Source organism: Flavilitoribacter nigricans DSM 23189 = NBRC 102662 (assembly GCF_002646595.1).
GTDB lineage: Bacteria > Bacteroidota > Bacteroidia > Chitinophagales > Saprospiraceae > Flavilitoribacter > Flavilitoribacter nigricans.
Genome location: NZ_PDUD01000068.1, coordinates 18,489 through 36,346, shown reverse-complemented (window position 1 = coordinate 36,346; position 17,858 = coordinate 18,489). Strand labels below are relative to the sequence as shown.

1 protein-coding gene is annotated in these 17,858 nt (G+C 53.7%); it reads left to right on the top strand.

The features are described from left to right. Window positions 1-137 precede the first annotated feature (137 nt). Window positions 138-17,735 carry a T9SS type B sorting domain-containing protein gene (locus tag CRP01_RS39605; RefSeq protein WP_222845938.1) on the top strand — a complete coding sequence of 5,866 codons (17,598 nt, stop codon included), beginning with the start codon at window positions 138-140 and terminating at the stop codon, window positions 17,733-17,735. Window positions 17,736-17,858: the final 123 nt, after the last annotated feature.

Here is a 17,858-nt window from a genome sequence, read left to right as displayed (position 1 = left end):
TAGCAACTGGTCTGACGGATTACTCAGAAACACCGGTAGACATCACCGGCCAGGAGGCAGCTTACGGTCTGACGATCACGGAAACTTGTAACTACACCACAACTTATGTAGATACGCAAACGGGCACCTGCCCGATCGTGATCACGCGTACGTTTACCGTAACCGATGACTGTCTGAATGTAGGTACGGATGTACAAACCATCACCATCGACGATACGACCGCACCGGTAGTAACGGCTCCGGATGATGATGCGATTGAGGCTTGCGATGTTGCCACTGGTTTGACGGATTACTCCGAAACTCCTGTGGACATCACCGGCCAGGAAGCAGCCTACGGACTTACAGTTACGGAAGCTTGTGATTACACGGTCACTTATGTAGATACCCAGGCCGGTACCTGCCCGATCGTAATCACGCGTACCTTCACGGTCACGGATGAGTGTCTGAATATCGGTACGGACGTACAAACGATCACGATTGATGATACGACCGCACCGGTAGTCACCGCACCGGATGACGATACGATTGAAGCTTGTGATGCGACCACCAGTTTACCGGACTATTCCGAAACGCCAGTGGATATCACCGGTCAGGAAGGTAATTATGGTCTGACCATTACGGAAGCCTGTAATTACACCACGACCTATGTCGATACGCAGACCGGCACTTGTCCGGTCGTGATCACGCGTACCTTTACGGTAACCGATGAGTGCTTGAATGTTGGTACGGACGTACAAACCATCACCATCGGTGATACGACCGATCCCGTAGTTACGGCTCCGGATGATGATACGATTGAGGCTTGCGATGTGGGAACTGGTCTGACGGATTACTCTGAAACTCCAGTAGATATTACGGGCCAGGAAGGTGCTTACGGCCTGACGATCACGGAAGCTTGTAACTATACCACGACTTACGTGGATACGCAAACGGGCACTTGTCCGGTAGTGATCACGCGTACCTTCACCGTTACCGATGATTGCTTGAAAGTAGGCACAGACGTGCAGACGATCACGATCGATGATACGACTGCACCGGTAGTGACCGCTCCGGATGATGATGCGATCGAGGCCTGTGATGTAGCGACCGGCCTGACGGATTACTCCGAGACGCCGGTAGATATTACCGGCCAGGAAGGCGCTTACGGCCTGACTGTGACGGAAGCCTGTGATTACACCGTCACTTATGTGGATACCCAAGCCGGTACCTGCCCGATCGTAATCACGCGTACGTTCACGGTAACCGACGAGTGCTTGAATGTCGGCACCGACGTGCAGACGATCACGATTGATGATACGACTGCACCGGTAGTGACCGCTCCGGATGATGATACGATCGAGGCTTGTGATGCAACCACGAGCCTGGGTGATTACTCCGAAACACTGGTAGACATCACCGGTCAGGAAGCGGCCTATGGCCTGACGATCACGGAAGCCTGTGATTACACCACAACATATATCGACACACAAACCGGCAGCTGTCCGGTGGTTATCACGCGGACCTTCACGGTAACCGACGAGTGCTTGAATGTAGGTACGGACGTACAAACCATCACCATCGATGATACGACCGCACCGGTAGTCACTGCACCGGATGATGATACGATCGAAGCTTGCGATGTGGCAACTGGCCTGACGGATTACTCCGAAACACCGGTAGACATCACCGGTCAGGAGGGCGCTTACGGTCTGACGATCACGGAAACTTGTAATTACACTACGACCTACGTAGATACGCAAACGGGTACCTGCCCAATCGTGATCACGCGTACGTTTACGGTAACCGATGATTGTTTGAACGTGGGTACGGATGTACAAACCATCACCATTGACGATACGACCGCACCAGTAGTTACCGCTCCGGACGATGATACGATCGAAGCTTGCGATGTGGCAACTGGTCTGACGGATTACTCCGAAACTCCTGTGGACATCACCGGCCAGGAAGCAGCCTACGGACTTACAGTTACGGAAGCTTGTGATTACACGGTCACTTATGTGGATATGCAAGCCGGCACCTGCCCAATCGTGATCACACGTACCTTCACGGTTACCGACGAATGCCTGAATGTAGGCACCGACGTGCAGACCATCACGATCGATGATACGACCGCACCGGTAGTCACCGCACCGGATGATGATACGATCGAAGCCTGTGATGCGACCACCAGTTTGCCGGATTATTCCGAGACGCCAGTGGATATCACCGGTCAGGAAGGTAATTATGGCCTGACAATTACGGAAGCTTGTAATTACACCACGACCTATGTCGATACGCAGACCGGCACTTGTCCGGTCGTGATCACGCGTACCTTTACGGTAACCGATGAGTGCTTGAATGTTGGTACGGACGTACAAACAATTACCATAGGAGACACAACGGATCCCGTAGTTACTGCACCGGATGATGATACGATCGAAGCTTGCGATGTAGCGACCGGTCTGACGGATTACTCCGAGACTCCGGTAGACATCACCGGTCAGGAAGGTGCTTACGGGCTTACGATCACGGAAGCTTGTAACTATACCACGACTTACGTGGATACGCAAACGGGCACTTGTCCGATCGTGATCACACGTACCTTCACCGTTACCGATGATTGCTTGAACGTAGGCACAGACGTGCAGACGATCACTATCGATGATACGACTGCACCGGTAGTGACTGCTCCGGATGATGATACGATCGAGGCTTGCGATGTAGCGACCGGCCTGACGGATTACTCCGAGACTCCGGTAGATATTACCGGCCAGGAAGGCGCTTACGGCCTTACGGTCACGGAAGCCTGTGATTACACCGTCACTTACGTGGATATCCAAACCGGCAGCTGCCCGATCGTAATCACGCGGACCTTTACGGTAACCGACGAGTGCTTGAATGTCGGCACCGATGTACAAACAATCACGATTGATGATACGACTGCACCGGTAGTGACCGCACCGGATGATGATACGATCGAAGCCTGTGATGCAAGCACGAGCCTGGGTGATTATTCCGAGACTCCGGTAGACATCACCGGTCAGGAAGCGGCCTATGGCCTGACGATCACGGAAGCTTGTGATTACACTACAACATACGTCGACACGCAAACCGGCAGCTGTCCGGTCGTGATTACTCGTACGTTCACGGTAACCGACGAGTGTCTAAACGTCGGTACGGACGTACAAACCATCACCATCGACGATACGACCGCACCGGTAGTCACTGCACCGGACGATGATGCGATTGAGGCTTGTGATGTAGCGACTGGCCTGACGGATTACTCCGAAACACCGGTCGATATCACCGGCCAGGAAGGCACCTATGGCCTGACGATCACGGAAACTTGTAACTACACCACCACTTATGTAGATACGCAAACGGGCACCTGTCCGATCGTGATCACCCGGACCTTCACAGTAACCGATGACTGTCTGAATGTAGGCACGGACGTGCAAACGATCACCATCGATGATACAACCGCCCCGGTAGTTACTGCACCGGATGATGATACCATCGAATCTTGTGATGTGACGACTGGCCTTGCCGATTACTCCGAGACGCCGGTGGATATTACCGGTCAGGAAGGCACTTACGGCGTAACCGTAGACGAAGCCTGCGACTATACGATCACTTATGTCGATACGCAGACCGGTACTTGTCCGATCGTGATCACCCGTACTTTCACCGTGACGGATGAATGTCTCAATGTAGGTACGGATGTGCAGACGATCACGATTGGTGATACAACTGATCCGGTAGTAACGGCTCCGGATGATGTGGTTTTTGAAGCATGTGACGCTACTACCAGCTTGCCGGATTACTCCGAAACTCCGGTGGATATTACCGGTCAGGAAGGGGTGTACGGGCTTAGCGTCACGGAAGCCTGCGATTACACGATCACCTATGTCGATACGCAGACGGGTACCTGCCCGATCGTGATCACGCGGACCTTCACGGTAACCGATGAATGTCTGAACGTGGGTACGGACGTACAAACCATCACGATTGGAGATACGACCGATCCGGTGGTGACGGCTCCGGATGATGATACGGTCGAAGCCTGCGATGTTGCCGGCGGCCTTGCCGATTATTCGGAAACTCCGGTGGACATTACGGGCCAGGAAGGCACTTATGGGGTGACGGTCACGGAAGCCTGTGATTATACGGTCACCTATGTGGATACGCAATCAGGCACCTGCCCGATCGTGATCACGCGTACCTTCACGGTAACCGATGAATGTCAGAATGTGGGCACGGATGTGCAAATCATTACGATCGAGGACACCACCAGTCCAACGGTCAACTGTCCGGGCGATGTAACCGTTAGCTGTTCAGCGGAAGTTCCGGTGGAGGATATCACCTTAATCAATGCCCTGGATAACTGTGGTAGTGTAACGGTGACCTTTGTACAGGATGTATCCGATAATCTAAGCTGTTCGGAAACAATAACCCGCACTTACCGGGTCACGGATGATTGTGGCAATACCGCCGATTGCGAGCAATTGATCGTAATTAATGATCTGACCGCACCGGTATTTGAAGACCCACCGGCTGACGTTACCGTAGAGTGTATCGAAGCTGTTCTTCCGGCTCCGGATCTGACTTGGACGGACAATTGTGATGGTTCCGGATCGGTTCCCGGTATTGATACCGATAACGGTGGAAGTTACACGCGTACCTGGACCTACACCGATGCTTGTGGAAATACGACTGCAGTTACCCAGGTGATCACCATTGGTGTACTTGCCGTTAGTCTTGAACCGGTGGCACCACTCTGTATTAATGCCGGACCACAGCAGATCATTGTGGATAAACCTGGTGGAACCTGGACCGGAGCCGTTAATACCAATGGTATGTTTAATCCGGCGGCTAACGGAGCGGGTGTGCACATGGTAGGATATATTTACATGAATGCAGAAGGTTGCCAGGCAACCGATGAGATCGCCGTGACCGTACTCGCCCGGGAAAGTGAAACAATAGATCAGACCATTTGTGAAGGAGAATCCCTGACCATTAACGGGAACACTTACGAAAATCCGGGTATCTATACTGATACCATACCTAGTGGATCAGTCAACGGTTGCGATTCGATCCTGAATATCAACCTGATCGTTCTGGAATCGGATACCGTTAACATCGCCGAGACCATTTGCGAGGGGGCTACCTACAATCTGGGCAATCAGTCCCTGACCACTACCGGCACTTACCAGGCGACCTTTACGGCCGAAAATGGCTGTGATAGTCTGGTGGTATTGGATCTAACGGTATTACCGGCCTATGAAGAAACACTGGATGAAGAGATCTGCGATGGCGAAAGCTACGGATTCGGCAGCCAGACCCTAACTACCGGCGGTACTTATACCGAGACCTTTACGGCTGAAAATGGCTGTGATAGCACAGTTACACTGAACCTGACTATTCTACCGACCTTTACGGAAGCAGTCGCTGCCGATATCTGCGACGGCGACAGCTACGAGTTCGGCACGCAAACGCTGACTATCGGTGGAACCTATACCGAAGTGTTTACCGCTGCCAACGGCTGTGATAGCACGGTGACCCTGACTCTGACGGTCCTGCCGACCTTTGCGGAAACGATTACTGCAGAGATCTGCGACGGCGACAGCTATGAGCTCGGCACGCAAACGCTGACTATCGGCGGTACTTACACAGAAGTATTCACCGCTGCCAATGGTTGTGACAGCACCGTGACGCTGACGCTCACGATCCTTCCGATCTACGTCGAGACGGTTGATGCCGAAATTTGCGATGGGGACAGCTACGAGCTGGGCACGCAAACGCTGACCACGGGTGGTACCTACACGGAAGTCTTCACGGCCGCTAACGGTTGTGATAGTACCGTGACGCTGAACCTGACCGTGTTGCCGATACTAACGGAAACCATCGATGCGGAGATCTGTGACGATGACTTCTACACCTTCGGTAATCAAAATATTTCAACTCCGGGAACCTACACCGAGACCTTCACTTCCAGTATCGGTTGCGATAGTGTGGTAACTCTAAACCTGACGGTCCTGCCGACCTTCACGGAGGCGGTTGCTGCCGATATCTGCGATGGCGAAAGCTATGAATTCGGCCCGCAGACCCTGACCACGGGCGGCACCTACACGGAGATTTTCACCGCTGCCAACGGTTGTGACAGCACGGTTACGCTGACCCTGACGATCCTGCCGACCTTTACGGAAACGATCGATGCGGAGATCTGCGACGGCGATAGCTATGAATTCGGGCCACAAACCCTGACTACGGGCGGCACCTACACCGAAGTGTTTACCGCTGCCAACGGTTGTGATAGTACCGTCACCCTGAATCTGACGATCCTGCCGACCTTCACCGAGACGGTCGATGCAGAGATCTGTGATGGGGATAGTTACGAGTTCGGTACGCAGACGTTGACTACGGATGGTACCTACACGGAAGTCTTCACGGCGTCTAACGGTTGTGATAGTACCGTAACGCTGAACCTGACCGTGCTGCCGATCCTAACGGAAACCATCGATGCGGAGATCTGTGATAATGACTTCTACACCTTCGGTAATCAGAATATTTCAACTCCGGGCACCTACACCGAGACCTTTACTTCCAGCATTGGTTGCGATAGTACGGTGACCCTGAATCTGACGGTCCTGCCGACCTTCACCGAGGCGGTTACGGCGGAGATCTGCGATGGCGACAGCTACGAATTTGGCACGCAGACCCTGACCACGGGCGGCACCTACACGGAGATTTTCACCGCTGCCAACGGTTGTGACAGCACTGTTACGCTGACCCTGACGATCCTGCCGACCTTTACGGAAACGATCGATGCGGAGATCTGCGACGGTGACAGCTACGAGTTTGGACCACAAACGCTGACCACGGGCGGTACCTATACCGAAGTCTTTACCGCTGCCAACGGTTGTGATAGCACCGTCACCCTGAATCTGACGATCCTTCCGACCTTCACTGAGACGGTCGATGTGGAGATCTGTGACGGTGACAGCTTCGAGTTTGGCACGCAAACGCTGACTGCTGACGGTACGTACACGGAAGTCTTCACGGCCGCCAACGGTTGTGATAGTACCGTAACGCTGAACCTGACCGTGTTGCCGATCCTAACGGAAACCATCGATGCGGAGATCTGTGACGATGACTTCTACACCTTTGGTAATCAGAATATCTCAACTCCAGGTACTTACACCGAGACCTTTACTTCCAGCATCGGTTGCGACAGTACGGTGACCCTGAATCTGACGGTCCTTCCGACCTTCACCGAGGCGGTTGCGGCGGAGATCTGCGATGGTGATAGCTACGAGTTTGGCAACCAAACGCTGACCACGGGTGGCACCTACACGGAAGTCTTTACTGCTGAAAATGGCTGTGATAGTACCGTTACACTGACCCTGACGATCCTGCCGACCTTTACGGAAACGATCGCTGCGGAGATCTGCGATGGTGACAGCTACGAGTTTGGTAACCAAACGCTGACCACGGGCGGCACCTACACGGAAGTCTTTACGGCCGCTAATGGTTGTGATAGCACCGTTACCCTTACGCTAACCATCCTGCCGACCTTTACCGAGGCGATCGATGTAGAGATCTGTGAGGGCTATAATTATCAGTTTGGCACGCAAACGCTGACTGCAGACGGTACCTATACGGAAGTCTTTACCGCGGCTAACGGTTGTGACAGCACCGTTACCCTGACACTGACCGTACTACCAGAATTAACAGAATCGATCAGTGCGGAGATCTGTGAAGGGGAGACCTATCCGTTCGACGGCCAGGATCTGGATGCCGACGGTACTTACACGGCTACCTTTACAGCGAGCAACGGTTGTGACAGTACCGTCACCCTGACCTTGACAATCCTGCCGGATTTGACGGAATCTATTGCTGCGGAGATCTGTGAAGGAGAGACCTATCCGTTCGACGGCCAGGATCTGGATACCGGCGGTACCTACACGGCTACCTTTACGGCGAGCAACGGTTGTGATAGTACCGTTACGCTGACGCTGACAATCCTGCCGGATTTAGAGGAATCTATTACTGCGGAGATTTGCGAAGGGGAGACCTATCCGTTCGACGGTCAGGACCTGGATGCCGAGGGCACTTATACCGCTACCTATACGGCGAGCAACGGCTGCGATAGTACCGTTACGCTGACGCTGACAATCCTGCCGGATTTGACGGAATCCATTACTGCGGAGATTTGCGAAGGCGAGACCTATCCGTTCGACGGCCAGGACCTGGATACCGACGGCACTTACACGGCCGTCTTCCCGGCGAGCAACGGCTGCGATAGCACCGTTACCCTAACACTGACGGTACTGCCGGAACTGACGGAATCCATTACGGCGGAGATTTGCGAAGGGGAGACCTATCCGTTCGACGGCCAGGATCTGGATGCCGACGGTACCTACACCGGCACCTTCACGGCCAGCAACGGTTGTGACAGTACGGTTACCCTGACGCTGACGGTACTGCCGGAACTGACCGAATCCATTGCTGCGGAGATCTGCGACGGGGAGACCTATACTTTCGACGGTCAGGACCTGGATGAGTCCGGCACTTATACCGGCACCTTTACGGCGAGCAGCGGTTGCGACAGTATCGTTACCCTAACGCTAACGGTATTGCCGGAATTGGAGGAAGCTATCACCGCCGAGATCTGTGAGGGCGAGACTTACACCTTTGATGGTCAGGACCTGGATACGGACGGTACCTACACCGCCACGTATACCGGCAGCAACGGTTGCGACAGCACGGTTACCCTGACCCTGACGGTACTGCCCGAGTTGGCTGAATCCATTAGCGCAGAGATTTGCGAAGGCGAAACCTATCCATTCGACGGTCAGGATCTGGATACAGACGGTACTTACACGGCCGTCTTCACGGCGAGCAACGGTTGCGATAGCACCGTTACCCTGACCCTGACCGTCCTGCCGGAGTTAGAAGAATCTATTACGGCGGAGATCTGCGAAGGCGAGACTTATCCGTTTGACGGCCAGGATCTGGACGCGGATGGTACTTATACCGCGGTCTTCCCGGGTAGCAACGGTTGTGACAGTACGGTTACCCTGACGCTGACGGTGCTACCGGAACTGACCGAATCCATTACGGCGGAGATTTGCGAAGGCGAAACTTATACATTCGACGGCCAGGATCTGGATGCGGACGGCACCTATACCGGTACCTTTACATCCAGCAGTGGCTGCGACAGTATCGTTACCCTGACGCTGACGGTATTGCCGGAATTGGAAGAAGCCATTACCGCGGAGATCTGTGAAGGCGAGACTTACACTTTTGATGGCCAGGATCTGGATACCGACGGTACCTACACCGCGGCTTATACCGGCAGCAACGGTTGCGATAGCACGGTTACCCTGACATTGACGGTACTGCCGGAACTGGAAGAAGCCATTGCCGCGGAGATCTGTGACGGAGAGACTTATACATTCGACGGTCAGGATCTGGATACCGATGGTACTTACACAGCCGTCTTCACGGCGAGCAACGGTTGCGATAGCACGGTCACCCTGACGCTGACGGTACTGCCAACCTTCGAGGTCACGATCGATGAAGCGATCTGCGAAGGGGATACCTACAGCTTCGGCGGTCAGGATATCGCGATTGGCGGTACCTATACGGAAGTCTTCACGGCCAGCAACGGTTGTGATAGTACCGTTACCCTCAATCTGGAGATTCTACCGGAACTCAGCAGCACCATTGACGAAGAGATTTGCGAAGGCGATGTATACGAATTCGGCACCCAGTCTCTGGATGAAACGGGTACCTATACCGAAACCTTCGTCTCCTCGCTGGGCTGTGACAGTATCGTCACCCTGAACCTGACAGTACTGCCGCAATTGGAAGAAACGATCGATGTGGTGATTTGCGAAGGCGAGAGTTACACCTTAGGCGCACAGGATCTCTCAAGCCCGGGTACTTATACCGAGACCTTCATTTCCAGCATCGGTTGTGACAGCATAGTGACCTTACATCTGGAAGTGATCAATATTGAGGTTACTGTTGACAATATTATTTGTGATGATGCGGGTACGCCGCAGGATCCTTCGGATGACCTGTTCACTTTCGAGATCACGGTTACGAACGATAGCCTCCGCAACGGATGGACTACCAGCAACGGAGAGACCGGTGATTACAACACCACCGTTATCCTCGGGCCTTACCTGATCAGTGACGGTGATCTCAATCTCGATCTTTGGGATACGGACCAACCGGACTGTATCACTTCCTTTGAGGTGACGGCACCGCCGCCATGCTCTGAAGATTGTGCGATCGAAGCGATCGTAAGCAACATCATCTGTGATGACAATGGGACGCCCGGCATTACGGATGACGACCTGTTCTATTTCGATATTTCAGCTACTGGAGTTAATGTAGGCGATAACTGGACGGCCACCCTGAATGGTGATGTGCTCGTACCATCGGCTGCCTACGACGAGACGGTAACCGGTCTGGGGCCATTCAATATCATCGACGGCAACCTTTCCGTTACGGTGACGGATGTCGATGATCCGAATAATTGCCCGGTCATCGTAGAGGTTATCGCACCACCGTTCTGTTCGGAGCCCTGTACGATAGCGATCGAATTGATCGGTCCTTTCTGTGATGACAACGGAACACCTTCCGATCCTCTGGATGATGAATTCACCTTCCAGATCCTGGTAACGGGCGGAGGCGATGATCCTAACGGATGGACCGATCAGAACGGCCGGACCGGTACCTACGGAGTCGCCGCGGATTTCGGACCGTTCCCGATCAGTGGAGGAGCGATCAACCTGGTGATCACGGATATTGATCTCGAATACTGCAGCAACACCATAGATGTTGATCCACCGGCTACCTGCTCCGAACTGTGCTTGATCACGCTGACGCCGATAGATACGCTTTGCGATGTCAACGGAACGCCCTATACGGCGGGTGACGATATCTTTACCTTTACCTTGATCGTTGATGGCAGTAACCTGTCCGATAGCTGGGTATCCAACGATGCCAGTCAGCCCACCGGTGCTTACGGAACGCCGGTAACCTTCGGACCTTACGATATCGCTGACGGCGATGTAAGCATCGTGATCACCGACAGTGTCGATCCGGATTGCGAAGAGACGATCACTATCGCGGCACCGGAGCCTTGTTCCGGTGAGTGTGAGATCGAAGCGGTACTCAGCAATGTGACCTGTCTGGACAACGGAACGCCGTCCAATCCGAACGATGATCTGTACACCTACGAGATCACCGTTTCCGGAGGCAATGCCGCCGGACCACAGGGGTGGGTAGATTCTTACGGAACCACGGCCGAATACGATAGTGTAGTGGTCTTCGGACCGTTCCCGATCGTTAACGGTCCTCGTTTCCACATTATCACCGATTCCCTGTTTGCCGGGTGCTTTACGACTCTGACCGTTAATCCGCCGGCTCCTTGTTCCAATACCTGTGACATTAATGCAGTGCTCACGGAAGGCCCGATTTGCGACGATAACGGTACGCCTCTGGATCCTACCGATGATGCATTTAGCTTCCAGGTGACGGTCGAGGCTGCAAATGGTTCGATTCAGGGCTGGACGTCCACAGATCCTAATACGCCAAACGGAACCTACGGAGCGGCTGCCAATTTTGGTCCGTATCTGATCTCGGGAGGCGCGGTGACGATCACATTTACGGATCGTGCGGATCCGAACTGTGTATCCACCATCACCGTAACGCCGCCGGATGCCTGTTCCTTCCAGTGCGATATCGATATCGAACTGGTAGCGACGCCTTGTGATCCGAACGGCACGCCGCTGGATCCGAGTGATGATCAGTTCTATGTACTGGCGGAGGTGACGGGTATCAATACCGGTGGTAGCTACCGGATTGTCGGATTCCCCGGCCTGCATCCTTACGGTCAGGTAAATGTGATCGGGCCATATCCGATTTCCGGAGGACGCGTTTGTGTAGAAGTTTACGATCGTGTGGATGGCAGCTGTACAGCTACTATCTGTACCGATCCGCCGCCCACCTGTGCCGAATGTGAGATCAATGCCCAGGTACTGGAAAAACGCTGTGAGGACAACGGTACTCCGGAGGATCCGACCGACGATATCTTCTACTTCGACGTGATCGTTACGGGTCAAAATGCTTCCGGTCTGGGATGGCGCCAGGTGGATATCTTTAACAACACGCTGTTATCCGGACTTTACGGCGAGGTGAAGACCTTCGGTCCGTACAGCATTGCCGATGGCGTAGTTTCCATCCGGATCAGAGATAAGACAGATTCTGCCTGTAAAGTAGACTTCACCGTAACGCCGCCGGAATCCTGTTCCGATGAATGTGATGAAACGGTCACCCTTGAAGAAGAACTGTGCCCGGGTGAGTCAGTCACTTTCTTTGATCGAGAGATCTCGTCGGCCGGCACTTACTTTGAGACCAAACCGGGTGAAGCCGCTAACGGCTGTGATGTGATCTACCAACTGACGGTAGTGGTGTTGGAAGAAGCTGAGGGTACGATCTCCGCCACGATCTGCGAAGGAGAGACCTATACCTTCGGAAGCGATCAGCTGACCAGTGCGGGTACCTATACGCGGGTACTGGCCGGTCAGGCCGCTAACGGTTGTGACAGTACCGTTATCCTGACCCTGGATGTACTTCCGAACGCCAGACAGATCATCAATGCCAGCATTTGTGAAGGCGAAAGCTACGGTGCCGGCGGCGATGACTTCACGGAAGAAGGAACTTATACCATCCTGTTGGAAGGTCAGGCGGCGAATAGCTGCGACAGTATCATTACCCTCAACCTGACGGTACACGAACCGGTAGACGAAACCGTTACCGCCACGATCTGTGCGGGTGAGGTATTCGAATTCAACGGCAAGCAATACGATACTGCAGGCACCTATCAGGATGTAGATGAAGGCGGTAGCATTGACGGCTGTGATATCAACTACACGATCATTGTCGAAGTAGTGCCGCTGGCTACCGGAACGGTCAACGCCGAGATCTGTGCCGGCGAAACTTTCCGTTTCAACGGTCAGGATTACAGCACGGCCGGAACGTATACCCATACGATCCAGGGCGGAAGCGCTGCGGGTTGTGACAGTACCGTAACGCTGGTACTGAAAATAAATCAGCCGGTGACGAACGAGATTACCGCCACGATCTGTGAAGGAGAGACCTTCACGCTGAACGGCAAAACTTACAGCCAGCCCGGTACCTACATGGATAGTGAGACCGGCGGCAGTGCGGATGGTTGTGACAGTACCCTCATCCTTCATCTGGATGTCAATGATGTGGTATTCATCGACGATACGGCGGAGATCTGCGAAGGCGAATCTTATGACTTCTTCGGTCGCACTCTGACCACTTCCGGTGTTTACCGTGATACGATGATCGGCGGTAGCCCGACCGGTTGCGATGTCGTCAATCAACTGACCCTGACGGTGAAACCACCGGCAACCAATAATGTGGATGCGGAGATCTGTGAAGGGGAGACCTATACGGTCGGCGGCGAAGTATTCGATCAGGATGGCGTCTATACGGTAGTATTAGCGGGAGAAGCCGCCAACGGTTGTGACAGTACCATCGTGCTGACCTTGACGGTATTCGAATCCGAGGGCGAAACGATCGAGGCCACCATTTGCGAAGGTGAAGTATTCGAGTTCAATGGCAAGACTTACGATACGGCTGGTACCTACACCGATGTAGTGATGAATGCCGGAAATGCCGGTTGTGATGTGAATTACATCATCATCATCGAAGTTGTACCGGTCGCTACCGAAACCGTCAATGCCGAGATCTGTGCCGGTGAATCTATCTTCTTCAACGGTGAAGAGTACGATACGGCCGGTAGCTATGAGCATACGCTGATCGGGGCCAGTGCCGACGGTTGTGACAGCATTGTGACGCTGGTGCTGACCGTAAATCAGCCGGTCACCAATGAGATCAACGCCACGATCTGTGCCGGGGAAACGTACACGCTGAATGGCGAAACCTATTCCCAGCCGGGTACTTATACCGATGTGATCGAGAATGGTAGTGCCGACGGTTGTGATAGCACGCTGATCCTGAATCTGCAGGTGAATGACGTGGTGCTGGTTGAGGAGAGTGCCGAGATCTGTGAAGGAGAGACCTACCGCTTCGGCGGAGTGGACCTCAGCGATTCCGGTGTTTACCGGGATACCATGATCGGTGCCAGTCCTTCCGGTTGTGATGTGGTAACTACACTGACCCTGACGGTACAGCAACCGTCCACTGCGACCATCGTCCGCTCCATTTGTGAAGGCGAATCCATCGTATTCGGCGGTGAGACCTACACGGAAAGCGGTACCTATACCGAATTCCTCGCCGGTGGCAATGCCGTGGGTTGTGACAGTACCACTACGCTCATCCTGACGGTAAATGATCAGGTGATCAACGAAATTAGCGCGACTATCTGTGAAGGAGAGAGCTACGAATTTGAAGGACAGATCCTGACCCAGAGCGGTGTCTACACCGAACTGTTCCCGCAGGGCAGCAGTGCTGGTTGCGATAGTCTGATCCGTCTGGATCTGCAGGTACTCGAACCCGGAGAACTGGTAAGAAACGTACAGATCTGTACCGGAGAATCCTATACCTTCAACGGTGAGGTCTATACGACAACGGGTACCTACTTCGATACCATCTTCAACGGTGCCGCCAATGGCTGTGATAGTCTGCTGGTACTGAATCTGGAAGTGGAAGATGCCGTTACCAACGAGATCGACGCTACTATTTGCGAAGGTGAACCCTACACGATCAACGGCAACGAATACGATACGCCGGGTACCCATATGGAAGTTATCACGGGCGGAAGCGCCGCGGGTTGCGACAGTATCATTATTCTGAATCTGGAAGTGGAAACGGCCGTCGTCAATGAGATCGACGTTACGATCTGCGAAGGAGAGGAATACACTATCGGTAGTGATACTTACACGACTTCCGGAATGTACAGTACGACGATCCCGGGTGGTGCGGCCAACGGTTGCGACAGTACCATTATCCTGAATCTGCAGGTGAACCAGCCGGTGACCAACCCGATCTCAGCCAGCTTCTGTGCCGGCGACAGTTACGAATTGAACGGCACGACCTACACGGCCGGCGGTACGTACCGGGATACGCTATTCGGAGCCGCTGCGAATGGTTGCGACAGTATACTGGTGCTTACCCTGGAAGAATTGCCGGTAGCTATCAATGAGATCTACGGCGAGATCTGCGAGGGGAATGCATTTGAGGTAAACGGACGTTTCTACTTCGAGGCCGGTACCTACACGGATATAATTCCGGGTGGAGCCGCGAACGGTTGTGACAGCATCCTGCAGATCGAGTTGATCATCCTGCCGTTGGGTACCTACGAAGAATCAGCCACGATCTGTGCCGGTGATAACTTCAGCTGGAACGGCCGTATCTACAACACGACCGGTGAGTACGAGATCGTCCTGCCGGGGGCGGCTGCTAACGGCTGTGATAGCGTACTGACGCTGAACCTGACCGTACTGCCAGAACTGATCCCGACCATCGTCGGTGCGCCTTATCTCTGTGCAGGAGAGGGCACAACGGTATACGTAGACGGTGATTTTGTGAGCTATCTGTGGTCTACCGGAGCGACTACGCCGAGCATTTACGTGGAAGAGCCGGGCGTTTACTCCGTAACGGTCACTTCCGACCGGGGTTGTGAAGGCACCAATTCCATAAATATCCAGGAAGCTCCGTCACCGGTAGCGGATGCCGGCGAAGATACGGCCTTTGATTGCGGTGCACCAACGGTTACGCTGGACGGCAGCGGATCCAGTGCGGACGTCATCCTCTTCGAATGGAGTGGTCCGGGTATCACTTCCACTACTCGCAATCACATTTATCCGGTCGTGAGCCAGGCGGGCATGTACATCCTGGAAGTGACCAATGGATTTGGCTGTATGGATCGGGATACGGTGATCGTGGAAGAAGGTGATCTGCCGCCACTGGCGGATGCCGGCCCGAACCGACTGATCACCTGTGATGTGCCCGAAGCTACCCTGCTGGGATCGACCAACAGTCCGAATCCGATGTACACCTGGAGCGGCCCGGGTATCAACGATTCCAACCGCCATCTGCAGAACCCGACCGTTTCCTTCGGCGGTGTCTACACGCTGGTGGTAGAAGATACGGTAACCGGCTGTGTATCCGAACCGGTTGAGGTTTACGTTGGGGTCAATACCGAGGCACCGCTGGCCGTTATCCGCCAGTTGGGAGATCTGGATTGTTATACCTCCGTGATCACCCTCTTCGGTAATACCGACGGTGATGCCGACCAGTACGAATTCCGCTGGACGCAAAACGGCGAGTACATGGGCAACGGCCAGAGCATCCAGGTGACCGAAGGTGGTTGGGTGGTACTGAGCGTACTCGATACGATCAACGGGTGTCCGGCGATCGACAGCCTGCTGGTGGAAGATAAAACGGAATACCCGGCCGCTAACGCCGGTGATCCGGCCGAACTGAACTGTTACCAGGAAACGGCCATTCTGAAAGGTGCGGCTTCCAACGCGCCGTACATCACTTACACCTGGACCGGGCCTGACGGTGGCATTATCTCCGGAGGTAATACCCTTACTCCGGAAGTGGGTACGGCCGGAACGTACTACCTGATGGTTCAGGATACGATCAACGGTTGTAATCGAATGGATTCGGTGATCGTGACGATAGATGACGGCAGCCCGATAGCCATACTGGAGGACAGTCTGCTCCTGAGTTGCGGAGTGGCCCAGATGATCATCGACGGATCCCGTTCTTCTTCCGGTCAGGGTATTTCCTACCAGTGGACCACCATCGGTGGTAACATTGTGGGTAGTACCCAGGTGCAGAATATCGAGGTGAGCAGCGCCGGTCTTTACATCCAGAGCGTATTTGATGTCGGTAACGGTTGTACCGATCAGGATACTATACTTGTCTACGGACCACTGTTGCCGAACTCCGCGAATGTGCTGACCACACCAAGTTGTGCAGACTCCAACACGGGTATCATCGAAGTGGATGCCGTCGAAGGAGGATCGCCGCCTTACGTGTACTCCATAAACGGCGAAAGTGGACCATTTTCAACCGAGCCGGTATTCGAAGGTTTGGCCCCGGGTCCTTACCGGCTTGTGATCGAGGATGTCGTCGGCTGTCAGTGGGATACTACGCTGGTGATCGCTGAACTGGATCCGATCCAGGTGCTGGTATCGGCCCGTACTGATAAGATCGACTGGGGTGATTTCATTCAGTTGAACGGACAGACGGACCTGATGGATGATATGATCGACAGTTTATTCTGGTCACCGGGTAACAACCTGAGCTGTATAAATTGCTACGATCCGATCGCTAATCCGGATTCGACGAAGGTCTACACCTTTACGGTGATCGATACCCTGGGTTGTGAGGGCAGTGCGTCGCTTACGATCTATGTGGATCGGACCAAAGGCGTATACATCCCGAATGCCTTCTCGCCAAACGGAGACGGAGAAAATGACTATTTCACGATCTACGGTAATGAGAACGTAGAACTGATCGAAGAACTGATGATCTTTGACCGCTGGGGTGAACTGGTCTTTATCGCAGAGGACTTCTTACCAAATGTTCCGCAGTTTGGCTGGGACGGATGGTTTAGGCGGAAAAATTCCCAGAGGCCGATGAATGCGGCCGTATTCGCCTTCTTTACCAGGGTTCGCTTTAAAGATGGCACATCGCAGATCTTCAAAGGCGACCTCACCCTGGTGCGATAGCGGATCGGGTTAAGTGCTGACGCCTGCAGAGAGACTGATCCCCCCGAACCGGAACGCCATCGTTTCGGTCCGGGGAAGATCGGTCTCTTTGTAATTCAGTCGGGGAAAAATGAATTGTGTACT